20 protein-coding genes are annotated in these 24,906 nt (G+C 70.6%); 8 read left to right on the top strand and 12 right to left on the bottom strand.

The window, feature by feature from the left end:
• Positions 1-90 precede the first annotated feature (90 nt).
• Genes JOM49_RS25415 through sbnB form a run of 4 tightly spaced genes read right to left on the bottom strand, consistent with a single transcriptional unit; the run spans position 91 to position 9,574 of the window.
• Positions 91-1,242, bottom strand: a complete 1,152-nt coding sequence (locus JOM49_RS25415; RefSeq protein ID WP_308158862.1) for a threonine synthase — start codon at positions 1,240-1,242, stop codon at positions 91-93.
• Positions 1,233-2,150, bottom strand: a complete 918-nt coding sequence (locus JOM49_RS25410; RefSeq protein WP_209666744.1) for an ornithine carbamoyltransferase — start codon at positions 2,148-2,150, stop codon at positions 1,233-1,235. Before JOM49_RS25410 ends, JOM49_RS25415 begins: the two co-directional genes overlap by 10 nt.
• A 15-nt stretch (positions 2,151-2,165) precedes the next feature.
• On the bottom strand, positions 2,166-8,558 hold the full coding sequence (locus JOM49_RS25405; RefSeq protein ID WP_209666743.1) for a non-ribosomal peptide synthetase: 6,393 nt from the start codon (positions 8,556-8,558) through the stop codon (positions 2,166-2,168).
• Positions 8,555-9,574 (bottom strand): 2,3-diaminopropionate biosynthesis protein SbnB, encoded by a 1,020-nt coding sequence (sbnB, locus tag JOM49_RS25400; protein WP_209666742.1) that lies wholly within the window; start codon positions 9,572-9,574, stop codon positions 8,555-8,557. Before sbnB ends, JOM49_RS25405 begins: the two co-directional genes overlap by 4 nt.
• Positions 9,575-9,715: 141 nt before the next feature.
• Here sbnB and JOM49_RS25395 point away from each other — a divergent pair, with 141 nt between their 5' ends.
• Complete coding sequence (locus JOM49_RS25395; protein ID WP_209666741.1) at positions 9,716-11,272, top strand: amino acid adenylation domain-containing protein; 1,557 nt, start codon at positions 9,716-9,718, stop codon at positions 11,270-11,272.
• A 358-nt stretch (positions 11,273-11,630) separates the two neighbouring features.
• Here the strand turns inward: JOM49_RS25395 and JOM49_RS25390 are convergent, their stop codons facing one another.
• Both JOM49_RS25390 and JOM49_RS25385 read right to left on the bottom strand, forming a co-directional pair.
• Positions 11,631-12,407, bottom strand: a complete 777-nt coding sequence (locus tag JOM49_RS25390; protein WP_308158861.1) for a tyrosine-protein phosphatase — start codon at positions 12,405-12,407, stop codon at positions 11,631-11,633.
• Positions 12,408-12,542: 135 nt separating this feature from the next.
• Positions 12,543-13,496: an NADP-dependent oxidoreductase gene (locus JOM49_RS25385; RefSeq protein WP_209666740.1), complete on the bottom strand. Its 954-nt coding sequence runs from the start codon at positions 13,494-13,496 to the stop codon at positions 12,543-12,545.
• Positions 13,497-13,578: 82 nt separating this feature from the next.
• Between JOM49_RS25385 and JOM49_RS25380 the strand changes: the two genes are divergently transcribed.
• From JOM49_RS25380 to JOM49_RS25365, 4 genes are all read left to right on the top strand, one after another.
• Entirely contained in the window at positions 13,579-14,160 is a 582-nt protein-coding gene (locus tag JOM49_RS25380; protein WP_209666739.1) for a TetR/AcrR family transcriptional regulator, read from the top strand.
• 287 nt (positions 14,161-14,447) lie between these two features.
• Entirely contained in the window at positions 14,448-14,771 is a 324-nt protein-coding gene (locus JOM49_RS25375) for a hypothetical protein (protein ID WP_209666738.1), read from the top strand.
• A 446-nt stretch (positions 14,772-15,217) separates the two neighbouring features.
• Positions 15,218-16,534 (top strand): ferredoxin reductase family protein, encoded by a 1,317-nt coding sequence (locus JOM49_RS25370; protein ID WP_282768081.1) that lies wholly within the window; start codon positions 15,218-15,220, stop codon positions 16,532-16,534.
• Between the two features lie 187 nt (positions 16,535-16,721).
• Positions 16,722-17,141 (top strand): MarR family winged helix-turn-helix transcriptional regulator, encoded by a 420-nt coding sequence (locus JOM49_RS25365; protein WP_209666736.1) that lies wholly within the window; start codon positions 16,722-16,724, stop codon positions 17,139-17,141.
• Between the two features lie 124 nt (positions 17,142-17,265).
• Here the strand turns inward: JOM49_RS25365 and JOM49_RS25360 are convergent, their stop codons facing one another.
• From JOM49_RS25360 to JOM49_RS43265, 6 genes are all read right to left on the bottom strand, one after another.
• On the bottom strand, positions 17,266-18,225 hold the full coding sequence (locus tag JOM49_RS25360) for a PDR/VanB family oxidoreductase (RefSeq protein ID WP_209666735.1): 960 nt from the start codon (positions 18,223-18,225) through the stop codon (positions 17,266-17,268).
• Positions 18,222-18,407, bottom strand: a complete 186-nt coding sequence (locus JOM49_RS25355) for a hypothetical protein (RefSeq protein ID WP_209666734.1) — start codon at positions 18,405-18,407, stop codon at positions 18,222-18,224. The genes JOM49_RS25360 and JOM49_RS25355 overlap by 4 nt, the downstream gene beginning before the upstream one ends.
• The gene (locus JOM49_RS25350; RefSeq protein ID WP_209666733.1) at positions 18,404-19,459 is read right to left on the bottom strand and encodes a Rieske 2Fe-2S domain-containing protein; all 1,056 of its coding nucleotides are present in this window, start codon (positions 19,457-19,459) and stop codon (positions 18,404-18,406) included. The genes JOM49_RS25355 and JOM49_RS25350 overlap by 4 nt, the downstream gene beginning before the upstream one ends.
• 112 nt (positions 19,460-19,571) lie before the next feature.
• Positions 19,572-20,336: an IclR family transcriptional regulator gene (locus tag JOM49_RS25345; RefSeq protein ID WP_209666732.1), complete on the bottom strand. Its 765-nt coding sequence runs from the start codon at positions 20,334-20,336 to the stop codon at positions 19,572-19,574.
• Between the two features lie 275 nt (positions 20,337-20,611).
• A complete protein-coding gene (locus tag JOM49_RS25340) occupies positions 20,612-21,895 on the bottom strand; it encodes an exonuclease domain-containing protein (RefSeq protein WP_308158860.1) in 1,284 nt (427 codons plus the stop codon).
• Entirely contained in the window at positions 21,892-22,599 is a 708-nt protein-coding gene (locus JOM49_RS43265; protein ID WP_308158859.1) for a DUF6218 family protein, read from the bottom strand. Before JOM49_RS43265 ends, JOM49_RS25340 begins: the two co-directional genes overlap by 4 nt.
• 533 nt (positions 22,600-23,132) lie before the next feature.
• On the opposite strand from JOM49_RS43265, the gene JOM49_RS25335 reads away from it, so the two are divergent.
• From JOM49_RS25335 to JOM49_RS25325, 3 genes are all read left to right on the top strand, one after another.
• The gene (locus JOM49_RS25335; protein ID WP_209666730.1) at positions 23,133-23,501 is read left to right on the top strand and encodes a roadblock/LC7 domain-containing protein; all 369 of its coding nucleotides are present in this window, start codon (positions 23,133-23,135) and stop codon (positions 23,499-23,501) included.
• Between the two features lie 56 nt (positions 23,502-23,557).
• A complete protein-coding gene (locus JOM49_RS25330) occupies positions 23,558-23,929 on the top strand; it encodes a hypothetical protein (protein ID WP_209666729.1) in 372 nt (123 codons plus the stop codon).
• Between the two features lie 203 nt (positions 23,930-24,132).
• On the top strand, positions 24,133-24,900 hold the full coding sequence (locus tag JOM49_RS25325) for a hypothetical protein (protein ID WP_209666728.1): 768 nt from the start codon (positions 24,133-24,135) through the stop codon (positions 24,898-24,900).
• Positions 24,901-24,906 lie beyond the last annotated feature (6 nt).

Here is a 24,906-nt window from a genome sequence, read left to right as displayed (position 1 = left end):
TCCTGTTCGGCTGGCCCCCGCGAAAGTGTGCAACGACGACGGGCGCCGAACCGGGAATCTTGTACAAGCTTGTACAGCGATCTGGCGCGCTCAGCGCGCGACCGCGCGCGCTTCGCCCAGTGCGGCCAGCTCGGCCCAGAGTCCCGGCGCGTCCGCGTTCACCGTCAGCAGCCGTCCCGGTGGCGCGATCCCCTCGGAGGCCGACAGTTCGCGCCCGGTGACCAGCGCGACGGCGGTTTCCGCGGGATCGACCAGGCCCTGTGCCAGCGCGACCCGCAGGCCCGCGGTCGCGGCCGCCCCCGCGGCTTCCGCGCCGATCCCGGCGAAGGAGGCCAGCTCCCCCATGGCGGTGACCATCTCGTCGTCGGTGACCGCGACGAACGCTCCCCCGCCGGCCCGCACCTCGGCCACCGCACGCTCCCCGATCGACGGTTCGGGCACGTCGATGCCGTCGGCGATGGTGCCGAGCACCGGGGGCGGCGGCCCGCCCCGGCCCGACCAGGCGTGCACCAGCGGGCAGCAGCCTGCCGCCTGCACCCCGATCAGCCGCGGCGGTGCCGGGATCACGCCGCAGGCGGCCAGTTCGCGGAACCCGATGGCCAGCCCGACCAGGGTCGGCCCGTCCCCGACCGGCACCAGCACCACCTCCGGTGCGGCACCGAGCTGCTCCCAGATCTCGAAGGCGACGGTCTTCTTGCCCTCCAGCGTCAGCGGGTTCACCCCGGTGTTGCGGTCCAGCCAGCCGAACCGCGCGACCGCTTCGCGTGAGAGGTCGAAGGCGGCGCGGTAACCCTCCCGGACCCGCACCACGTCGGCGCCGAACACACGCATCAGCTCGACCTTCGCCGCGCCGCAGCCGATCGGCACGAAGATCACCGCCCGCAACGCCGCCGCGGCGGCGCCGATCGCGGTGGCCAGCGCCGCGTTGCCGGTCGAGGAGGTGGTGATCGTCTTCGCGCCCGCGCGCAACCCGGCTTCGATCACCAGCGCGGTGGCCCGGTCCTTGTTGGACGCGCTCGGGCCCCAGGTCTCGTCCTTGAGCCACAGCCGGGGCAGGCCGAGCCTGGCCCGCAACCCGGCCGGGCCGAGCAGCGGGGTGCCACCGACCGGCAGCGCGTACCGGATCGGGCCGTCGCCGAGCGGCAGCAGCCGCCGGTACCGCCACATGGTCCACGGGCCGCTGCCCGGTTCCGGCAGCGACTCCGGCCCGTAGGAATACCCGGCGGGCTCGGTCACCGGCACCACTGGAGGATCGCCATCGCCGAGTGCAGCTTGTTCTCCGCCTGGTCGAAGGCGATGCTCATCGGCCCGTCGAGCACGTCGGCGGTGACCTCCTCGCCACGCCGCGCCGGGAGGTCGTGCAGGAAGACCGCCTTGGGGCTGTGCTCCCACAGTTCGCCGGTCACCTGGAACGGGGCGAACCGCACGCGCCAGTCCGGATCGGTCTTGATCGTGCCGGTGGTCTCCCACCGCGTGGTGTAGACGGCGTCGAGGTTGAGCGGCAGCCCGACCATGTGGTGGCGCTCGATCACGGTGGCGCCGCTGCGCGCGGCCAGCGCGGTCGCGCGGGCGCTGACGTCCTCGGACAGGCCGTAGCCCGGCGGCGTCCGCAGCTCCAGGTAGGTGCCCGGGTACCTGGTCAGCGACAGGGCCAGCGAGGCCGCGGTGTTGTTGCCCTCGCCGACGTAGAGCACGCGGAGGTCGTCGATCCGCTTGAACTGGCGCTGCAGCGTGGTCAGGTCGGCCAGCGCCTGGGTCGGGTGCTCCTCGTGGCTCATCGCGTTGATCACCGACATCCGGTCCTGCTGGGCCCACGCCCGCATCTCGGCACCGCGTTCGGCGGTCCTGGCCACCAGGACGTCCAGCATCCTGGAGAACACCCGCCCGGTGTCCTCGCTGGTCTCGCCGGTGTTCGTCTGCAACTCGCCGGGCCCGAAGGAGACCAGCTGCGCGCCGAGCCGCAGCGCGCCGGTGGAGAACGCCGCCCTGGTGCGGGTCGAGGTCTTGCGGAAGTAGATCCCGGCGACCACGCCCGGCAGCCGCCCGCGCGGATCGGCTTCGCGCTCGCCGAACTCGACCGCGCTGTCCACTATGGACATCAGGTCGTCGTCGGTGAGGTCGTCGGTGGAGATGAGGTGACGTGCGACCACAGGTGTCTCCCAGAGTCAGGACGGCGGGCGGGTTTCCACTACCGAGCTGTTCCACAGCACCAGCAGGTCGTGCCGTTCGCCGGCGGGCAGCAGATCGGCCAGGTCCCACCGCGCGCCGGGATCGGCGAGCATCGCCTCGAAGGCCGCCCGGTACATCTCGGCGAGGCGGTGCGCCTCGGCGGGCCGGAGCGCCCCGGTGTTGGTGCGCAGCGAAAGCCCGCTCGCGTTGCCGATCACGTTGAGCGGGAACTCGTTGCTGCCCGCCACGCTCTCCTCCGGCGCGATCCGGCCCGGCTCGTCCACGACGACCCGGCCGAAGTCCTGGTAGCTGAAGTAGACGTCGACGAGCCTGCGCTCACCGCCCACCTCGCGCCCGACGGCGGCCATCGGGAAGAACCGGTGTGGCCAGGTGGCGAGTTCGGCGGCGGCGACCTCGGCGATCAGGCCGGTCCACGGCTCGGCCCGGCGTTCGATGACGATCGGCAGGACGTTCAGGTGCATGCCGTGCACGCGGTCCGCGCCGTCGAGGCCGGGGCGCACGTGGAAGGTGAGTCCACTGTGGAAGGAAGGCGCGATGGTGAGCGCGCCCAGCACGGCGAAGTGCGCGGCGAGCACCACGCTTTTCACCGGGACCCGTGCCTCGGCCGCCAGCGCTTCCAGTCCCGGGGTGAGGTCGGCGATGGACAGATCCACGCGGTACGGCCGCGCGGCCGCGCCCGCTCCCCACGCGGCAGGCAGTTCCAGCTTCGGCACGCCGGCGAGCCGCTGCCAGAACTCCCGGTGCTCGTCGGAGGCCAGCGCCCGCAGTTCGGCGGCGACCACGTCGGCGTACCGCGCGGGTGCCGGGGCACGCGCCGGTGGCTCCTGGCCCCGGCAGAAGAGGTCGTACAGCTCCAGGAGTTCCTTCGCCAGCAGCCGCGAACTCCAGCCGTCCATGACGGCGTGGTGCTGGCTGATCGTGAGCTGCCATCCGCGCTCGCCGAACCGGTGCGCGAAGACGCGGAACAGCGGCGCCCGCTCCAGGTCGAACGGCGTGTTCCGTTCGTGGTCCAGGAACTCCCGCAGCGCGCGTTCCTGCGCTGCTTCGTCCAGCTCGGACAGATCGGTGTACCCGACCGGCGGTTCGGCCGAGGCGTGCACCAGTTGCACCGGCACCGAGCAGGCGTCCAGTTCGATCGAGGTGCGCAGGGTTTCGTGCCTGCTGATGAGCACTTCGTAGGTCCGGCGCAACGCGTCCGGCACCAGGGGCCGGTCCACGATCCGCGACGAGCCGACGATGTGGTACCGGGGCGTGTCCGCACCGGCCAGCGCCTCCACCACCATCCCGGCTTGTCCTTGGGTCAGCGGGTAGGCGTCGGTGATCCCGGCCGGGATCCGGGCCCGATCGTCCTCGCTCAGCAGCGCGAACGGGGCCACCGGCCGCGCCCGCTCGCCGATCCCGATCCGCTCGGCCAGCTCGGCCACGGAACGCCCGCTCAGCACGTCCCGGAGGTCGAAGCCCAGTCCGGCCGCCCGGAGCGCGCCGATCAGCGCGATGGCGCTCATCGAGTCGCCGCCGAGGTCGTAGAACCCCTCGTGCACCCCGACTTCGCCGAGGCCGAGCACCCGGCAGAACAGTTCCGCCAACTGTCGCTCGACGGCGTTGCGGGGGGCCACGTGGTCGGTTCGGGCCGCTGTGCCGTGCTCCGGGCGCGGCAGGAGGCGCCGGTCCGCCGGGAGTTCGTCGAGCACCATGAACGTGGTCGGCCGCAGGTGCGCGGGCAGGCGCTCGTCGACGTGCTGCCACAGCGCGTCCGGCTTGAGGTCGTGGTCGTCGAGCACGGCGTAACCGACGACGTGCTCGTCCTCGGCCAGCACGGCCGCGCGGGACACCCCGTCGGCTTCGGCCAGCACCTGTTCGACGGAAACGAGGTACCGGTCCCGGTGCTCGGCGGTGAGGTACCGCGTCCCGGCGTCACCGTCGGGGTCCGCGGCCATCGCTTCGAGGACCGCGCGGTAGACCCCGGCCAGTTCGTCCAGGTTGGCCTGGACGAAGTACCGCGGATCGCCGGTGAGGACGACGTACCCGCCGCGCGAGGCCACGGTCAGCGCGTTCTCCGTCCGGCTGTCGGTGCGCAAGCCGGTGTCGGTGGCGACCAGGTCGTCGTCGACCTGCCGGAAGTCCTGGTAGTTGAAGTGCACGCGCACCAGTGGCCCCCCGCCGGCCAGGCGCTGGATCTCCGGTCGCGGGAACCGCCGGTGTGCCCAGAGCTCGACCTCCCTCGCGAACACCCGCGCGACCAGTTCGCGCCACGTGGCGGCGCCGGGTTCGTGCGCGAAGGGCAGGGTGTTCAGGTACATCCCCAAGACCTCGTCCGCACCGGGGAGTTCGGGCCTGGCATCGCAGACCAGTCCGGTGTGGAACGGTTCCCCGTCGCCGAACAGGCTCAGCACCGCCAGGTGTGCCGCGAGCAGGACGCTCTTCAGCGAGGCGTCGGCCGCGGTGGCCAGCGCCCGGAGCCCGGTTTCCAGGTCCGAGGTCCGGCAGGCGGCGTAGTTCGCCCGTGCCACCGCGTCACCACCGGCGCCCCAGCCGAACGGCAGCGGCACCGGCCGGTACCGCTCGGTGATCGAGGTCCAGTAGGCCCGGTCCTCCGCCGAACGCAGCGATTCCAGTTCGGCCGCGATGAAATCGGCGTACCGCACCGCGGGCCGGGCGGGTGACGGTGGTTCGCGGTCCGCCCGGATCGCCCGGTAGGCGCGCACCAGTTCCATCAGCAGCGAGTGGTAGCTCCAGCCCTCCAGGATCGGGTGGCATTCGGTGATGGTCAGCCACCAGCCGTCGTCACCGGTCTCGTGCACCACGAAGCGCAGCAGTCCCGGCACGGCGAGGTCGAACAGCGACGCCCGCTCGGCGGCCACCGTCGCCCGCAGCACCTCGTCCCGTTCCGGCTCGCCGAGTCCGCGCACGTCGCCGAACGAGAAGGCGAGCGACGCCGTATCGTGGACCAGTTGCATCGGCACGGAGTAGGTGTCCAGGTGCAGCGAGGTCCGCAGCACTTCGTGCCGCCGCACCAGGAAGTCCGCCGCCGCGCGCAACGCGCTCCGGTCGACCGGGCGGTCGTCGCGGATCCGATGCGAGGTGACGTTGTGGTAGTAGTTCACCTCGTCGTCGGCGAGCATCTCCAGCACCATGCCGGTCTGCGCCTGCGACATCGGGTAGGCGTCGGTGACGCCCGGCGGCAGCAGCGCCCGGTCCGCGTCGGTCAGCAGCGCGAACGGCGCGACGAGCACGGTTTCCGGAGCGGGGCCGAGCCCGGCCGCGTGCGCGGCGAGCCTGGCCACCGTCCGGTGGTCGAAGATGTCCCGCACGGTGAGCCGAAAGCCGGCCGCGTGCAGGGCACCGGCCACCGCGACCGCCCGGATCGAGTCGCCGCCGAGGTCGAAGAAGCCGTCGTCGGCACCGACCGGCGAGACGCCGAGCACCGACGACCAGACCTCGGCGATCCGCAGTTCGGCGGGCGTGCCCGGTGCGCGGTAGGCGCGGCTCGCCACCGCCGTGGCGTCCGGCTCCGGCAGTGCGCGGTGGTCGAGCTTCCCGTTCGGGGTCAGCGGAAGCCGCTCGAGCGCGACGAACCGCGCGGGCAGCATGTACTCCGGCAACCGGTCGGCGAGGTGGCGGCGCAGCTCGGCGGGTGGCACCTCGCCGCCGACGTGGTAACCGACCAGTGCGCCGTCCTTGACCACCACCACCGCTTCGGCCACCCCGGGGTGGTCCACCAGCGCGGCGGCGATCTCGCCGGGTTCGATCCGGTAGCCGCGCACCTTCACCTGGTCGTCGGCCCGGCCGAGGAACTCCAGGCCCCGGGCGCGGCGGCGCGCCAGGTCACCGCTGCGGTACATCCGTGCACCGGGCGGGCCGAACGGATCGGGCACGAAGCGCGCGGCGGTGAGATCGGCGCGGCCGAGATAGCCGCGCGCCAGGCCGGGACCCGCGACGTGGATCTCCCCGGCGGCACCCCACGGCACCGGCCGCCCGGCCGCGTCGAGCAGGTACACGTCCAAATCGGACAGCGCGGTGCCGATCGGGCTGCCGGCGAGGTCGACGGCGGTCATCCGGTGCACCGTGGTGTGCACGGTGGTTTCGGTGATGCCGTACATGTTCAGCAGCGCGGGCCGGTCGTGGCCGAACCGGTCCGCCCACGGCCGCAGGTCCGCCACCTCGAGCTTCTCCCCGCCGAACACCACCGACCGCAGGCTGAGCGCTTCGGTGCCGGTGGCCGCCGCGGCCAGGGTCCGGAAGGCCGACGGCGTCTGGGAGAGCACGGTGACCCGCTGTTCCACCAGCAGCGCCAGCAGGTCCCGGGGCGAGCGCGTCACCTCCGGCGGGACCACCACGAGCGTGCCGCCGTGCAGCAGGGCACCCCACATCTCGAACACCGAGAAGTCGAAGGCGTACGAGTGCGCCATGGTCCACACGTCCGCCGGACCGGGAGCCAGCTCCGGCTCCAGCGCGGTCATCAGCCGGGCCGCGTTGGCGTGCGACAGGCACACGCCGTTCGGCCTGCCGGTGGAGCCGGAGGTGTAGATCACGTACATCAGCTGGTCCGGATCGACCGGCACACCCGGGTTGCCGTCGGGGAAGGCGCCGTACCCCTCGCCGAGCACCAGTGTCCGTCCACTGTGGAATCCGAGGTCGCCGGTGCCCGGCCCGGTGAGCACGAGATCGAGCCCGGCGGCGATCATCGCCAGCCGGCGCTCGGGGTTGGCCGGGTCGAGCGGTACGTAGGCGGCGCCCGCCTTGAGCACACCGAGCAGCGCCGGCACCAGCTCGGGCCCGCGCGGCAGGCAGACCCCCACCAGAGTCTCCGGCCCCACGCCCACGGAGAGGAGGTGGTGGGCGACGCGGTTCGCGCGGGCGTCGAGTTCGGCGTAGGTCAGGGTCTCCTCCCCCGCCACCACGGCGACGGCGTCCGGGGTGCGGCAGGCCCGGTCCTCGAAGACCTCGTGCGGGCACCGGGTGACCTGGTGCCCGGGGATCGCCCTGCCCACCGGCAGTTCGCCGGCGTCGAGCAGGTCCAGCGCACCGATCGGCGACCACTCGTCCCTGGTGGCGTGGTCGAGCAACCGGACGAGGTGCCTGCCGAACCGGCGCGCGGTGCGCTCGTCGAACAGCGCGGTCGCGTAGTTCAGCAGCAGCCCGAGCGAGCCGTCCGAGCCGTCGTAGACGCGCAGGGTCAGGTCGAACTTCGCGATCGGCTGGCCGCTGCCGAACGGCTCCACGCGCAGCTCGCCCAGCCCCAGTTCCGGCTCGCGGTCGCCGTGCCCGGTGACCGCCGTCTGGAACAGCGGGGTCCTGGCCAGGTCGCGCTCCGGCCGCAGCTCGTCGACCAGCCGCGCGAACGGCACCGCCTGGTGATCGTGCGCGTCCAGCACCGCCGCTCGCACGGAATCCAGCAGCTCCCCGAACGCCCGCTCCCCCGCGCAATCCGACCGGATGACCAGGCTGTTGATGCCGTACCCGATCATCCGCCGCAGTTCGGGCAGCACCCGGCCGGACAGCACCGTGCCGACCGCGATGTCCGCGGCCCCCGTGTGCCGGGCCAGCAGCACCTGGAACGCGGTCAGCGCCACCATGAACGGGGTGGCCCGGTGCCGCAGCGCCAGCCGCCGGATCCGCTCGCCGAGCTCGCCGGGCAACGGCACCTCGACGTCGGCGCCCGCGAACTCCCGCACCGCGGCACGCGGCCGGTCCGTGCCCAGTTCCACCGGCTCCAGCCCGGCCAGCCGCTCGCGCCAGTGCTCGAGATCGCGGTCACCGGTGGCGCCGCTCGCCTGTCCGCGCTGCCAGTTCGCGAAGTCCGCGTACTGGACCTCGGGCGGCTGGACCGGCGAAGTCTCATACGCCGCCCGGAGTTCCCGCCAGAACTGCTCGACCGACCAGGCGTCCGCGGCGATGTGGTGGAAGGTCACCGCGAGCACGTGGTCGTCGGCGCCGAGCCTGATCAGCTTCGCCCGCACCGGCCACTCACGCGCCAGGTCGAAGCCGCGCGCCGCCTCCGCCGCCACCAGTTCCCCGGCCTCGGCAGCATCCACTGTGGACAGCACCGGCGCGCCCGGCGGGTCGATCACCTGCACCGGCTCGGTGCCGTCGAGCACGTACCGCGTCCGCAGGATCTCGTGCCGGGCGACGATGCCCTCCAGCGCCGCGCCCAGCCCGGCCTCGTCGAGTCGACCACGCAGCCGGACGGCCATCGGCAGCAGGTACTCGGCGCTGTCCGGGGCCAGCCGGTTGAGGAACCACAGCTGCGCCTGCCCGTAGGACAACGGCAGCGGCCGGCTCCGGTCGGCCGGGGTGATCGTCGCCGCCCGGTCGGTCCGCCTGGTCAACCGGCGCAGCAGTTCGGCGCCCAGCTCGCCGGTGGTCATGCGGTGCCGTTCGCGGTGCCGTTCGCGGGGCCGGGCAGGAAGCCGTCGAACCGGGCTCCCCGCCCCTGCCGCACGGCCTCGTCGTGCACCCGCGCGGCCAGCGCCAGGTCCAGCGCGCCCAGCCCGAACGGCGAGAAAACCACTACCTCGGCCGGGTCCCGGTCCAGGGTGACCGTTCCGCGGAGCAGTGCGCCGATCGGCGCGTCGATGAAGTCGCGGTGGCCGACTTGCTGCTCGGCGAGGTGCAGTGACGTGCGCTCGCGGCAGACGTGGTCGGCGTCGTCGACGACGTTGCGGGCACCGAGGATCGCGTCGGCGGTCAGGTCGCGCAGGGAGACGTGCAGCACCACGGCTCCGGGCCGGCAGCGGCTCAGGTCCAGGTGCGGGGTGCTCGCCGTGGTCGCGATCGAGGTCAGCGGGTGCGCGGCCATCGCGTCGCCGATCGTTTCCGCGGTCCGCACCTTGATCCAGGGCAAAACCGCCGCACAGCGCTCGGCGAACCGGGCGGCCCGCGCGGGGTCGGTGTCGAACAGGGTCAGTTCGGCCAGGCCGGGGAAAACCGTGGTGAGGAAGCGGAAAACCTCGAAGTTGATCACGCCGCAGCCGATCAGGGCCGCCCCGGCCGGGGGCTCGAGCGCCAGTGCCTCCGCGGCCACCGCGGCGCTCGCCGCGGTCCGCTTCGCCGAGATCCGGGCGCCCTCGATCAACGCGACCGGGTGCCCGTCGTCCATCGAGTTGAGCAAGATGGCCGCGCTGGCGCGCTCCAGCCCGGACGCCGGATTGCCGGGGAACGAAGCGATCCACTTCATCCCGGCGACCGGCCGCGCCCCGCCGAGGAAGGCGGGCAGCCCGATCACCCGGTTGACGTCGTCGCCGGGGAACCGCAGGAACACCGAATGCGGCACGGCCGACGCGCCGGTGTCGTGCAGCCGGTACGCCTCGCGGACCAGATCGAGAACTCGTTCGTCGTCGCCGCCGAGGAGATGCTCGACCTCCGCGTGTCCGATGACCAGCACGCGCCCACTCCCTCCGCCGCGGGCAGCGGGTTCCCCGCGGATACGCAGGTCAGCGTCATCGAGCACGCCATAGCGCCGCTATACGCGCCAGACTGCGACCGGCACCGCCGGGATATAGGGGCCCGGCACAGCATGGCGCGCATGCCCTTCTCGGAGCTGCCGGACCGCCGCGTGCACGAAATCATCGCCGAACAGGCCGCGCGGCGTCCCGACGCGGTCACGCTGTCCTGCGGCGACACGCACTGGACCTACTCGGAACTCGACGGCCGGGCCAACCGCGCGGCGGCGGCTCTGCTGCACCACGGTCTCGCCGCCGAGGACGCCGTCGCCGTGGCGACCGAGCGCACCCCGCCGTGGGCCGCGGCGGTCCTCGGTGTGTTCAAGGCGGGCGGCGCCTACCTGCCGGTCGAACCGGGCCTGCCGGCCGACCGGATCGCGGCCATGCTGACCGGGGCCGGCGTGCGGCTCGTGGTGGCCGACGGAACGGGCACCGGCTCGGTGCGCGAAGCCGCGGAACGCGCGGGCGCGCGAGTGCTCGACGTCGGCGACATCACCGGCGACCGCTGGCGCGGCGACGATCCCGGCATCACCGTCACCGCGGACCAGCTGGCCTACGTGTTCTTCACCTCCGGTTCGACGGGAACACCGAAGGGCGCGCAGTGCGAGCACGCCGGAATGCTCAACCACATGCTCGCCAAGATCTCCGATCTGGGGATGACCGGGACGGACGCGCTCGCCCAGCACGCGCCGCAGTCCTTCGACGTGGTGCTCTGGCAACTGTTCGCCGCGCTGCTGCTCGGCGGGCGGACGGTCCTGGTGCCCACGGAGGTGGTGCGGGACCCGGAGCGGTTCGTCGATGTGCTGGTGCGGCAGGGGGTCTCGGTGCTGCAGCTGGTGCCGTCCTACCTCGAGATCCTGCTCGGTTACCTCGAAGCCCGGCCGCGCTCGCTCGGCCCGCTGCGCATTCTTTCGGCGACCGGCGAGGCGCTGAGCAAACCGCTGCTGGCCCGGTGGTTCGCCGCGTTCCCGGACATCCCGGTGCTCAACACCTACGGCCTCACCGAGCTGTCCGACGACGTCCTGCACGTGGTGCTGCGCTCGCTGCCCGAGGGCGATCTGGTCCCGATCGGCCACCCGATCCCGAACACGCGGGTGCACCTGGTCGACAGCGAGCTGCGCGAGGTGCCGCCGGGCGAAGCGGGTCAGCTGGCCTTCTCCGGGGTCTGCGTCGGCCGCGGTTACGTCAACGACCCCGAGCTGAACCGGAAAGTGTTGCGCGACAACCCTTTCGGCCCCGGCAAGCTGTACCTGACCGGTGACTTCGGCCGGCTGCCGCCCAGCGGCGAGATCGAGTTCATCGGCCGCCGCGACGACCAGGTCAAGATCCGCGGCATGCGCCTGGAACTGGGCGAGATCGAGACGCATCTGCGTGCCCTGCCCGGGGTGCTCAGCGCGTCCGTGGTCACCGTGACCGCGCCGGACCAGCCCGGCTGCCTCACCGGCTTCGTGGTCGGCCGGACCCGGCTCGACCACGCGCACCTGCGGCACCGCCTGAGCCGCGTCCTGCCCGACTACATGGTGCCCGACCGCCTGCACCAGCTCGACGCACTCCCCCTCACCCCGAACGGCAAGATCGACAAGCGGGCGCTGGCCACGCTCGCCACCACCCTGCGCAAGCCGGTCGTCTGGACCCGCTGAGCCTCACCCCCGGATCGGCAGCCACAGCTCCACCTGGTCGTAGCGGCGGTAGAACTCGACGAACGGTCTCGCCTCGTCCGGCTCCGCGCCTGCCACGAGTTCGTCGAACCCGGGCGATTCGGCCGCAAAGCCCGGGCAGCTCCGGCGTGCAGACCGTGTACGTGCCCACGCGTACATCTTGCGCCCGCGCAGGCCGACCACTCCTCGGGACCAGCCGCATCCGCCGCCACCGTGGCCCGTCCGATGAGGGCCGGAAACCCGAGGTGGCGGAGAGAAGTTCCCCGCGACCGGCCTGGATAGTCAAGCGGGCCAACGGCAAGCCCGTGCACTGGTGCCCGGTTGTCAGGCGACCCGGCTGTCATCCCAGCAGGCGGTTGCGGATTCCTTCGAGGTTGCGTGCGCTGACTCCAGCGTTGAGGAGGTAGGTCTCGGCGTCGAATTCCTCAAGGACAGCGAGGATGGCGGCCCGGACGGTCGTGCCCCGTTTCGCCAGGATCGATTCGATCATCGGTCCCTGGTCAGGTTCGCCCATGGCACTGAACAGCGGCTTGAGCGCGTGGGTGGACAGCTCGTAGTCCTCAGCAATGAATTCGGGCTCGACGCCGGCCAGTGACAACAGCAGCAGCGCGATGATGCCGGTGCGGTCACGCCCTGCTCCGCAATGGAACAGGACACCTCCGGGTCCGGCTTCGGCGAGGACGGTCAGCGCGACCGCGCATCGCTGCGCCTTGTCTTGGAGAAAGGGCCGGTAGTAGAGCGGGCTGCCGTTGAGCTGTTCGTGGTTGACCCGCTGCCAGAACTCCATGTCGTGGATGTCGTCGAGGGGGACCTCGAGGCGGGCGATGCCTGGCGGCGTGAGGACGTCTGCCGCACTGGCCGCGAACTGCGCCGACCCTGCGAGTTGCGTGGGAGAACTGTCGGGAGTTCGCCGGATCTCGTCATCATTGCGCAGGTCCACGATGGTTCGAACCCCGGCAGCACGCGCTGCCCGCCAACCCGCCTGGGTGACGAAGCGCAAATCCGCTGACCGGATGAAGGCCCCGAATCGCGTCGTCCTGTGGTCCCGGGTCGGAAGGCCACCCAGGTCCCGGGTGTTGAAAAAGCCGTCCCAATCCAGGTTCCTGTCGCCATGCACAGTCGAACTTGCTCCTTTTCCATGGGGAAGGTCACCGCTGCCTTCCTGGTGGGTTATGACCAAGCTGCCACCGGCATGGCGGGCCATGAGGTCAGTGGCAATTTCGTTTCGAATGATGGCCGGGCGGCCAGGCGATCACAGGACGAGTGTGAGCTTGCCACCGGGCCGGCGGGACTGGCTGAGCTTGGCGGCCTCGTGGATCTGGTCGAGGGTGTAGGTGCGGGCGACCGATACGGCCAGGACGCCTTCGCCGGCCAGCCGGGCGAACTCGTCCAGCCGGTCGTAGCGCATCTCGATCTGGGTGACCCGGGCACCCAGCTCGGCCGCGGCGGCGAAGTCGGAGACGGTGAGGACGCGGTCGGGGTCCCCGGTCAGCTCGATGAGGGCCGGCAGTGCGCCACCGGCCGGACTGGCCTGGTCGGGGCGGTCGATCCGGCCGCCGGTCGGGGCCGTGTCCAGAGCACGGTCGACGCGGCCTCCGGCCAGAGCGGCGACGCGTTCGGCCATGCCGTCGCGGTAGCCGGTCACCTGGGCACCGATCTCTTCCAGGGCGGCGGCCCGCGTCGGCCCGGCGGTGGCGATCACCCGGATACCCCGGTGCAGCGCGAAGCGCACCGCGGCCTCGCCGACAGTGGAGCCCGCGCCGTGGACGAGCAGCAACTCACCCGGCTGGACACCGAGGTCGTCTAGCGCGTGCCACGCCGTCTCGGCCGCCATCGGCAGCGCGGCGACCTGCTCGGCGGTGACGTCCTCGGGAAGACGCGCCCAGACCGCCATCAGCGCGTACTCGGCGGCCCCGGCCGTCGGACCGTCGAAGGTCGCCGGGCCGAACACGCCGTCGCCGATCTCGACACCGGTGACGCCCTCACCGAGCGCGTCGACGGTGCCCGCGACCTCGAAGCCGAGCCCACGCGGCAGCGGCGGCAACCGGTCGGCGAGGAGGCCGTCGACCACCGCCCAGTCGCCCGGGTTCAGGCCGCACGCCCGCACGGCGATCCGGATCTGACCGGGTCCCGGCTCCGGTGCCGGGACGTCACGGAGCACGATCACGTCCGGGGAACCGAATCGGTCGAACTGGAGAGCCTTCACGACGACCTCCTGCATGATGACAGCATCTGTTGTCATCGACCCTAGCAGCGCGACGACAGCCCCTGCTGTCATCCTGGTGGCCATGCCGAGATGGGAGTCCGACGCACAGGGCCGCCTCGAGCGCGCGGCGCTCGAGCTGTTCGAGACGCAGGGATTCGAGCGCACCACGGTCGCGCAGATCGCGCGTACCGCCGGTCTGACCGAGCGCTCCTTCTACCGCTACTTCCCCGACAAGCGGGAAGTCCTCTTCGCCGGTCACGAGCTCGAGGCTCACCTCGTCGCCCAGGTCGAGGCGGCCGCCCCGGACCTCACGCCGTTCGAGGCGCTGCTGACCGCGCTGGGAACCGCCGACGAGGTCTTCCGCTCACGCGAGTTCCTGCTACGCCGAGTCAGGGTGATCTCCGCCAGCCCAGCACTGGCCGAACGCGACCTGATCAAGCTCGCCGACATCGCCGGCGCACTGACGCAGGCGCTCGAGCGCCGCGGCGTCGACTCCGGACAGGCACGCCTCATCATCGACGTGGCGATCGCGATCTCCCGGCGCGCCACGTCCCGCTGGCTGGCCGACCCGGACGCGACCTTCCCCGACCTCATCACCCAGGCCGCCGCCGAACTACGCGAAGCAGTCACGCCACGAGCCAGCCCACGCAGCAGCATCGGCTGAGCACCCCTCAACGGCAACTGATCGCGCGGCATCTCGTCGAGGCGCACGGCGGCACCGTGACCGCCGAATCGGCATGAGGTGCGGCGTTCACCATCCGCATCCCCTCGGCTGCCTGAGCCTTGACGATGTGAGGAGGGACTGGGGGTCGCCAGGCGATCCCGGTACCGGGTCTTCGACTCAGCAGGCAGGTTTCAGCCTGCGTTGACGATCCTTCCCCGGAATAGGGAACCATGTTGCCATTTGATGGTTCCGGCCGGGCCGCCCGGTCGTCACCATGGGAGGAATTTATGCGCAAAGGCGCGAAGGTGCTTGCCGTCGCGGGTATCGCGGCCTCGCTGTTCAGCCTGCCGAGCACGGCTTTCGCCGGGGAAGCGACTGCCGGTGTGCAGGGCGGGTGCGTGACCAACACCAACAACACCACGTTCGCGGAAGCGCAGTGCTGGGACACCGGCGGCCGCAGCTACCGCGTGGTGGCCACCTACTGCCGGGTTGCGTGCACCACCGAAACCGGCGCGTGGGTCCGGGAGCCGGCGGTTTCCGTGGTGGAGGTGCCCAGTGGCGGCTCCCTGCTCAACGTGCGACCGGAACTGAGCACGCCGACCGCCGCTTAGCAGCACGGCGTGCCGCCGGGCCCGGGTTCGCAGGGTCCGGCGGCACGTCAGCACGCTCTGGCGGCCGCCTGTTCGACCCGGCCCCCTGGTCGACTGGCCTCACGATGACATCCCCGCGTACTGGTCGCTCGACTTCGTCACCGGCCGGTGCCCTTCGAGCGGGAACCGGCTCAATCGACCCGTTCGGCCGTGCGGGCGCGGCACTCGTACCGGGCAGCGTGCCCGCCGACCTCGAACGCACGGTTCGGCGAGGCGCTCCGGCAGTACACAAAGGACCGTGACACCGAGTCGCCGGGAGCGGGACGCGTCGATAACGATCCGCGAGGTAGGGCTACCCCGCCGGGTCGCCCAGTACATAATGGGCGCCCGCCAGGCGCCCTCGTCGAGGGCGGTGTGGGTACTGGCCACGCGACGAGGGGCAGGCGACAGTGGCGACGGGTGCGCAGGTGCGGCGAGCGTCGATCTCGCCGGTGGTTCAGGCACGGCTGGCGTTGTGGGCGTTCCTGGTGCTCAACGTGGCGATCATCGAGATCCTGTTCCTGACCTCCGGCAAGGGCAAGAACGACATCCTCACCATTGCCAAGTTCTTCGGCCTGCACGCCGCCCTGCTCCTGAGCTGCCAGCTGCTGCTGGTGGCCAGGCTGCCGTGGCTCGACCGGCGGATCGGCATGGACCGGTTGACCGTGTGGCACCGGTGGATCGGGTTCGCCCTGTTCTGGACCGTGCTCACCCACGCGACGATCGTCGTGCTCGGCTTCGCGACGCTGGACGGGGTCTCGATGCCGAAGACCTTCCTGGCGCTGGCCGGTGTCCCGGCTTCACTGCTGGGCATGCTCGCCGCCGCGATCGTCGTGCTGATCGCGGCGATCTCGATCCGGTACGTGCGGCGCAAGCTGCGGTACGAGGTCTGGCACGGGCTGCACCTGCTGTTGTACGCCGCCCTGTCGCTGGCGTTCGTCCACCAGTTGCTGGAGACGACGACGTTCAAGTCGTCCACGTTCGCGACGGTCTACTGGTGGGCGCTGTGGTTGCTGGCCTTCGGCTCCCTCGTCACCGGGCGGATCGCGCTGCCGATCTGGCGCAACGCCTACCACCGGTTCCAGGTGGCCGCGGTCGTGCCGGAAGCACACAACGTCGTGTCCGTGCACGTCACCGGCCGCCACCTGGACAAACTGGCCGCGCGGGCCGGCCAGTTCTCGATCTGGCGGTTCCCCGGCCACCGGCACTGGTGGCTGGCCAACCCGTTCTCGCTCTCGGCGGCCCCCAACGGCCGGTCGCTGCGCCTGACCGCCAAAGCGGTCGGCAGCGGCAGTGCCGGACTGCGGCACCTGAAGCCGGGGACCCGGGTGTTCATGGAAGGCCCGTACGGCTCGTTCACCGCACGGCACCGAACGCGGCACGGCATCCTGCTGATCGCCGGCGGCGTGGGCATCACCCCGATCCGCGCACTGCTGGAGGAGGACCCGACCGGCAACGTCGTGGTGCTCTACCGGGTCCGCGACGAGAGCGAAGCCGTGCTGCTGCGCGAGATCCAGCAACTGGTCGGGATCCGCCGTGGACAGTTGCACCTGCTCACCGGCCGGACCGGGCAAGGTGCGCCGCCGTTCGCCCCGGAAGCTTTGCGTCACCTGGTCCCCGACATCACCCAGCGCGACGTCTACGTCTGCGGCCCGCCCGCGATGACCGCCGCCGTGACGGACGCGCTGCGGAAACTGGGGGTCCCGAACAGCCAGGTCCACGCCGAGAAGTTCAGCATGGCCTGACCTGTCGCGCACGAAGCCGCTGTGAATAGGGCGTTATACGCAATCTCGGGCCATTTCCCGATGGACAGCCACGATTGTCGATGAAGGTCAACGATGGTCGGTGCGCAGTAAGATGGCCGACGGGGAACCGTGAGCGCACGACCGAGGAGGCGTCATCCGCCGGGAACAGGCCGCCGTGGCAGCAGGGGTGCCTGCCCCGCTGGCCACCGAAGCCGGATATCTGCTGGCCAGGGCGGGTGGCCGCGCCATCAGTGACCTCAACCGCGCACTCCAGGCGCACGGGTTGCGCAGCCGTCACTACACGGTGCTGCTGGTCGCCGCGGAGAACGGCACGCTGTCCCAGCGCGACCTCGGCGAGTTGCTCGGTATCGACCCCAGCGCTGTCGTCACCATCGTCGACGACCTCGAAAGGGACGGCCTGGTCCTCCGGGAACCGCATCCCGACGACCGGCGCAGCCGCCGGATCGTGGCGACCGGGAAGGGCCGGACGCGGCTCGCCGAACTGACCCCACTCGCCCGCGCCGTGGACGACGATCTCCTGGGTGGCCTCGACGCAGGCGAACGGCAGACCTTGCTGGACCTGGTGCAGCGGGTCGCCCACGGTTGAGGGCGAGGCTCATGAGTCCGGCGCCAGCGCGCCCGCGCGGAACTTCCTCGGCGAGATCCCGAATCGGCCCGGAACCCCGGCGCCAGGCAACCGGGTCATCGTCCTCACGGCCGGGTGAGGGTGATCAGAGGTCGAGGACCAGCCGGGGCGAGCACGACCGGGACACGCAGATCATCATGGCGTCGCCGACCTCCTGCTCCTCGCCGGTGAGGACGGAGTCGCGGTGGTCCGGTTTCCCGGCCAGCACCGCTGTCTCACAGGTGCCGCACGTGCCTTCCTGGCACGAGGACAGCACGACCACGCCCGCTTCCTCGACCACGTCGAGTATCGACCGCCCGGCCGGGACTTCCAGCACGGTGCCGCTCTGGGCCAGTTCGACCTCGAACGCCTCGCGAGGGCCGTCGTCCGCACCGGCCTTCGGCGCGAAACGCTCCACATGCAACGCATCAGCAGACCAGTCGGTGCAGTGCTGTTCGACCGCTGCCAGGAGAGCCTCCGGGCCGCAGCAGTAGATGGCGGTGCCGTCTTCCGGGCTCGCGAGCAGCGCGGGCAGGTCGAGCAGACCCCGCTCATCCTGGGGGTGGATCTCGACGTGCCCGGGGTAGCGGGCTTCGAGCTCTTCCCGGAACGCCATCGAGGATCGGGTGCGCCCGCCGTAGACGAGTTGCCAGTCCTGTCCGGACGCCGCGACCCGGTCGAGCATCGGCAGGATCGGGGTGATGCCGATGCCGCCGGCGATGAACAGGTAGCGCTTGGCCTCCGTCAGCGGGAAGTGGTTGCGGGGGCCGCGAACGCGGACCTCCTGCCCTTCGGCCAGAAGGTCGTGGACGTGCCGGGACCCGCCGCGACCGGTCTCCTCCCAGAGCACAGCCACCTGGAGCACGGACCGGTCCTGCGGATCACCGCACAGCGAGTACTGCCTGGTCAGCCCATCGGTGAGCACCAGATCGAGGTGCGCGCCCGGCTCCCACGGGGGCAGTGGCCGGCCGTCCGGGTGGCGCAGGGTCAGCCGGACGACGCCGTCGGCGATCGTTTCCTTGCGTTCGAGCACGAGCGCGTACTCGGTGTGGGGTTCGATCTTCATCGCGATGTCTCTTCGTGGATGGTGTCGTGCCCGTGGGGGTGGTTCAGAAGCCAGTCCCACAGCTCGATCGGGTCCTCGAACTCCCGGTCGGCGGCGCAGAAGCACACCGCGCGGAGCCGGTCGGTGCCCAGCACCCAGTGGATGCGGTACACGCGGTTCCCGGACAACATGGGACGGCTCATGAGGTGCCCGCGTGAGTCCGGCCGGCACCGGCCATGCGCTGGAGCATCCGGCGCGCGGCGAGACCGCCGGTGTCGATGTTCACCGACAATTCCTGGTACCCCTCGGGTTCGGTGGCGATGACCCGTTCCAGGACGTCGAGCGCTTCCACGTCCTGCAGCACGACGGTGCGGTTGTTCTCGGCGAGGAACTTCGACACCTCCTCGTCGTCGAGGGCGAAGTCCCTTGCCACCGCCCAGAAATCGTGTGTGGAGTGCTCGGTCTCCGGGGTGATCGCGTAGACCACCTCGACGTGGAAGGCGTCCGGATCGGTTCCGTCAGGGCGTACCACGGAACCGACCGGAGCGATGCGGCTGTGCAGTTTGTACAGGCACGGTGGCGTGTACTCGATGTCCTGCCAGCGCGAGATCCTGCCCTGCAACCCGGTCGACTCGGCGTAGAACGGCGGGCATTCCGCGTCGTCCATGTGCCGGGAGACGTAGACGATCCCGGCCTCCTCGTCGACCTCCGTGGTGATCGGGGTGGCGGCGACCTCCGGGGTGCCGATGTACCTGCCGTGCAGGTAGGTCTCGTGCGACAGATCGAGCAGGTTGTCGACCAGGAGCGAGAAACGGGCCTTCAACGGCTCCATCCCGGCCACCGTGGTGTAGCCCGGCGAGTCGAGATAGGGCGCGCGCGGGATACGGGAGCTGTCGGCCTTGGCCGGGTCGCCGATGAACACCCACACGAACGAATCCTGTTCCACCAGCGGATAGGACCGCAGCCGTGCCGTACGCGGGATCCGGCTCTGCCCCGGCACGGAGACGCACTTGCCGTCCGTGCCGTAGGTGAACCCGTGGTAACCGCAGACGACCTGGTCGTCCACCAGCCGGGACGGCGCCTGCGAAAGCGGGAAACGCCGGTGCACGCACCGGTCCGCGACGGCGGTCACCTGACCACCGCGGGTGCGCCAGAACAGGATCGGCTCACCGCACACGGTCCGGGAGAACAGCTCCTGGCCGATCTCGGCACCGTAGGCGGCGACGTACCACTGGTCGCGCGGAATGCTCGTCATGCTCGTTATCCCCTCGTGCCGGTGTGAAACCAGGCTGGCGGAGACGGCCCAGCTCACCGAACAGCGTTTCCGGAAAACGGAAGACTTCCGCGCGCGGCGAGTCCTGCCGACGTCACAGAGGGGGGCACAGCGCACGGGAGATGGCCCGCGCACTCGTCCGCACCAGCGGGGCCAGGGCCAGCGGCGAGGTGCTGCCGTGGTGGACGACCAGCGACACCGCGGCGACGACCTGGCCCTGCCCGTCCTGGACGGGCGCGGCCACCGACAGGGCGTCCAGGGTGACCTGGCGGTCACTGATCGCGAAACCCGTGGCCCGCACGTCGGCGAGCATGCGACGCAACCGCGCCGGATCGGTGACAGTCTTGCCGGTGTAGCGCTCGATCGGCTTCGCCAGGACTTCCTCCTGGACCTCGGCCGGCGCGTGGGCGAGCAGGACGAGCCCGACGCCGGTCGCGGTCGACGCGAACCTCCCGCCCACCCTGGTCAGTACCGGAACGGCGCCGGAACCGGCGATCCGCTCGACGAAGACGACCTCGGTGCCCTCCCGGACGGCGAGTTGGACGTTCTCCTTGGTGATCTGGGAAAGGTCCTCCAGGAACGGCAAGGCTTGTTCCCGAAGCCCTTGCCCGCGGGGCGCGAGAGCACCGAGTTCCCACAGCCGCAACCCGATCCGGAACATCCCGTCTTCGCCACGCTCGACGGCTCCCCACGCGCACAGCTCGTGCATCAGCCGGTGCACCGTCGACAGCGGCATGTCCGCCCGCCGGGCGATCTCACTCAAGGTCAGCGCTCGCCGCTGGGCGCTGAACGCCTCCAGCAACTGGAAGGCGCGCCCGATGACGGCGCCGGTAGGGCCGGTGGGCCCGCCTCTGCGCATCGCCGCTCACCCGTCCTCCACGTCACGGATCCACGGTGATCCGAGCGTGGGGATTGTTGACCACAATGATTGTGGATGTCAATGATTGTCCGGTCATGCCGCTGGTGCGGTGACCAGCAGGCGGTCGAGCAGGTCCCGCAGGGTGACCAGGCCGATCAACTCGCCGCCGGACTCGACCAGGAGTGGTCATTCCGCGCTGGAGGCGGCGGACGGCGCGGACGCGGTGCTGCACCTGACAGAGTGGTCGGATCAGCCTTGATCAACCCAGGTAGTGGTCAAGCCAGAGTGTCGCTCAGGCTGGCTTCTGCGAGAGTTTCCTGGGCCAAAATGTCGATGGCGCGCAGAAAGGCATCCTCGCTGACGACGGGAACGCCGAAAGCGCGGGCCCTCTTCGCTTTGCCGGACAAGGAGTCGGGGTCGGCTGCGGCGACCACTCGCGTCTTCTTGCCGACGTCAGCGGTGACTTGGATGCCGACGGCGGCGGCCAGAGCGATCAGCTCGTCGCGCTCGTGGCGCATCTTCCCGGTGAGCACCACCTTGTCGCCGGCCTCTAGCGTCAAACCACCGAGTACGAGGGGCCGGGAGATCTCGGGATCCGGCGCACTGGCGCACTCTTCCTCCAACACGCGGTCGACGAGCGTGCGCTCGAGGCCGAGCAGCGTGGCGACGGTGTGCAGTTCGCGACGTTCGTCTGCGGTGACGACCTCGTCGGCCCAAGCCGCACGGGCGAGGAGCCGCAGGTAGTCGACGTGCGCGGTGAGAACTTCGTCCCGATGGAGACCGAGGTCGTAGGCGAGGTCGAGCAACGCGTCGCCCTCGGTGGCGGAGATCTGCCGGTCGAGCAGGGCGTCGTCGAGCATCGCGAAGTACGCGTCGAACTCGGGCACGCCGTCGCGGGGGATGCGCTCGACGAGGCGAGCGAGGAAGTGGGGTTCGACGTGCCCGGCCGGCTGGCGGTGCACTGGTGCGACCCGGCCGGACGGCAGGCTGGGCCATGCCCACGCGGCGGCTCGCAAGTGCGCTTCGGTGATCGCCAACTTCTCCGGCGCGTGGTTCAGGATGAAACCGAGCAACTCCGCAGCGGCCAGAGCGTCGTCGTGGGCGGTGTGCCAGCTTCGAGCCGGCAGGCCGGCGGCAGCGCAGCAGTCGATCAGCGAACGCCGCGAACCCAGCCCCAGCACACGCGCGGCCTGCATGGTGCAGACACCGGAGCGGGGGTCGTAAGGGGTCGAAATCTCCAGTCGGTCGAACTCCGCGCGCAGGTGCATCGCGTCGAACGGCCAGTTGTGGGCCACGACGATGCGCCCTCTCAGCCGTTCGACGATGTCACCGGCGACGAGGCCGAACCGCGGCGCGCGGCGTACGTCGGCAGCTCGGATGCGGTGGATGGCCTGCGGGCCGAGGTCTCGATCGGGGTTGACCAGGGTCGACCACTCATCGGTGACCACGCCGTCCGGATCGACGTGGATGACCGCGACTTCGGCGATGCGGTGGTGCCAACCGGTGTGGATCCCGGTGGTTTCGGTGTCGACGACGGCATAGCCGCCCTGAGTGGTCACAGCGGCAACCGCGTCTTGCCCGCGGTTTGAACAGCGAGCAGCCACTCCGGGGGCAGCGGTTCGGTGGCACCGTGGACGGCGCGCACGTATTCGCGGCGGTTCTTCACCATTTCGGTGTCCGACCACACCTCCACCAACCATCGCAGCACTCGCGCGGTGGTGAGGACCTCGGACACCACCGGTACTCCCACTGCCGGGCTGATCCGTGCCGTTCCGCGCAGGGCGGAAAAGCTCTCCACCGTGGTGTCTTCGGGCAATTCATGCGCCCATTCCAGCGCGGTGATCGACTTCTTCGCCTCCTTGGCCGTCGCCACCGTCGACTCGTAGCGTCGCCGCCGGCTGACCGTTTCGGTGAACGCCACCACTGGCGAGAACAGGTGAGCAGTCCACCACGCACCCTCACCGACGAGGTCAGCCGCGGCGCTCCAGCGCTCCAGCAGATGGTTCATCGCCGCCGGATCGCCGGCAGCGATCGCCCGGCGCTCGATCAGCGACAGCAGAAGGCGTGCGTTCTCCACCGAACCGAAGGCTTCTTCACACGGCATCACCCATGCGCCTGTCGGTGCACCGAGAGGGCTCACCTGCCACACCGCCAAGCAGTCCGGACCCCCGTTACCCGACCCCACACCCAATACCGCACTACCCGGAGCCCGCAACTGCGCAAGGCCGTCCCCGAGCACTTCTTCCACCACTGCGCTGGTCACCTGCTGCCTCCTCGCTCGACAACAGCAAGTCGCTGATCACCGCGAAGCGTTACAACGACCCGCTGTGCCGCGATGGACCTCAGTCATTTCAGTTGGGACAACACACGCTCCTCGCCGAATGAATTGATTCCGGGAATGTCAGCGGATCGCGCTTTTCCTTCAGGAACGCAGATCACTGCTCGACGCGGGAGCACTGCCCGGACTGGCAGCGTCCGTGGACACACGAGTGGGTGCAGGCACCATTTTTCGGCACCGATTGTCCGATCGATGCCGCTCCTGGAAAATTTCGGCACGGGTGACGTCGCCAAGATATTTCGACGTGCTCGCGGCCAGCTCGACAGCCGCCGTTACACGCCGAGGAGGCCTTCACGCGATCGTGTAAGGCTCCACCGTGCGCTCGACACAGACGGGTGAAATCCGGTTAGTCTCACTCCCGCTCTCGTGCAGCAACCCACGGTCGTATCGATCGTTTCCCTTGCCCCACAGCGCAGCCTGGCCGACCGTTCACGTCGATTGAACAGAAAGTGACAGTAGTGGATTTCGATGCACTGATCGCCGAACTGCGGAACCTCCGGGAACTCGTCACTGGAATCACCGACACGGTGATCGCCGCGGTCGACGGGATCCCTATCGTCGCCGACGCGGCGGCGATCATCGACCCGGCCAAGATCTCCGCGCTGGCCGCCGCCGACCTGGGGATCGCCCGTCAGGCGGTCGAACTGACCGGCAAGGGCACGCTCGCCCAGACCGTGGTTTTCGGCAGCGATGGGTACATGGCCGTCTACGCCATCGACCGGACGGCGCTCATGGTGGTTTTCGGGGACAAGGACCTCAACGTCGGACGACTGCTCTTCGAATGCCGCCCCGTCATCGAGCGGATCAGCTCGATCCTGGCCGCGTAGCCGACGGCCCGCCGGAGCGGCCCGGTCCACGATCAAACCGAGAAACTGGAGTGTTCATGAACATCGAAACAGCGCTGAAGGAATGCATGTCGATCAACGGCGCCCTCGGGGTCGCGCTGGTCGACTACGAAAGCGGGATGTCGCTCGGCACCAGCGGCGGGGGTGACTGGCTCGATCTCGAGGTGGCCGCGGCCGGGAACACCGAGGTGGTCAAGTCCAAGCTCCGGGTCATGTCCTCGCTCGCGCTGAACGACAGCATCGAGGACATCCTCATCACGCTGCGCCGCCAGTACCACCTCATCCGCCTGCAGGACACCCTGGGCAACCGGAACACCCTCTTCCTGTACCTGGTGCTGGACCGGGGGCAGGCGAACCTGGCGCTGGCCAGGCACCACCTCAGGCGCATCGAGTCCGATCTGCACGTCTAGGCGCTGTCCGGTAAGTCTGGTCGATGGGCTTCGTGATCCGGGTGGTTCCTGGCGGTGCGGGCGATTCGGCCTCGTACTGGCCGTACTCGGCCGAACTCGCCCGTGCCGCCAGGGGCCGCCTGGGCGCGGAGAGCGCGACTTTGACTTACCGGACAGCGTCTAGCAGGCGGAGCACCGGCCGGGGGCGCACGAAGGAGGTTGTCATGACCCGAGGCGGGTCCAGCAACGAGGCACTCGCCATCGGCTCGTCGTTCATGAGCGTCCTCGGGCCGCTCTTCCCGGCACAGCTGAAACTCAGCGGGGAAGAACTGGACTTCGTGTTCGTGCTGCCGGACAGCCCGCCGCCCGGTCGAGGGCCGCGGGACCATCCGCTGGTCGAGATCCGGGAACGGATCCGCAAGCAGTTCGGCTCCGCCCCGGCCGGTCCGGTGCCCCGCTTCGTCGTCGACTCCGGTGGCGGCCGGTGCGCCCGGCTGCGGGTGGAACTCACCGGCACCGCGGTCAGGGCGATCATCGTCCCGCCGGAGGAGGTGACGGCGCAGTCGCTGCCCGCGCCGTTCCTCGGCCGGTGGCAGGACCGCATCCCCACCACCGTCCAGCTGGCACTGGACGAGATCACCCGCGTACTCGCCCGGTGCCACCACCGGGCGGGCGGTGCCGAACCCCTGATCGAGCTGGACCTGCACTACAGACCGGAGCGGGACTTCGCGGCGCTGGTCGCCGGCGCCCACGAACCGGTCAGGAGGTTCATCGCGCCGGTCCGCCCGGTGCTCAGGATGCGCTGGCCCGGCGCGACACCGCTGCAACGCGAAGTCTTCGCCGACGACGTGGGACCGCTGACCACCACCGGCAAGTGGCCCCGGCGCAGACTGACCGCCCGGGTGCTGGGCCTCGAACTCGAACTGCCGGCCTGGCCCGCACGACGCCTCGGCAGTCCGGTCGAAGTCGCGGCGCCACTCCCCCACGGCTGACCGCCC

It is taken from the genome of Amycolatopsis magusensis (assembly GCF_017875555.1).
In the GTDB taxonomy this organism is placed as follows: Bacteria; Actinomycetota; Actinomycetes; order Mycobacteriales; family Pseudonocardiaceae; genus Amycolatopsis; species Amycolatopsis magusensis.
Note: the sequence above shows the minus strand (reverse complement) of the source record. Positions and strands in the feature narration are given on the sequence as shown.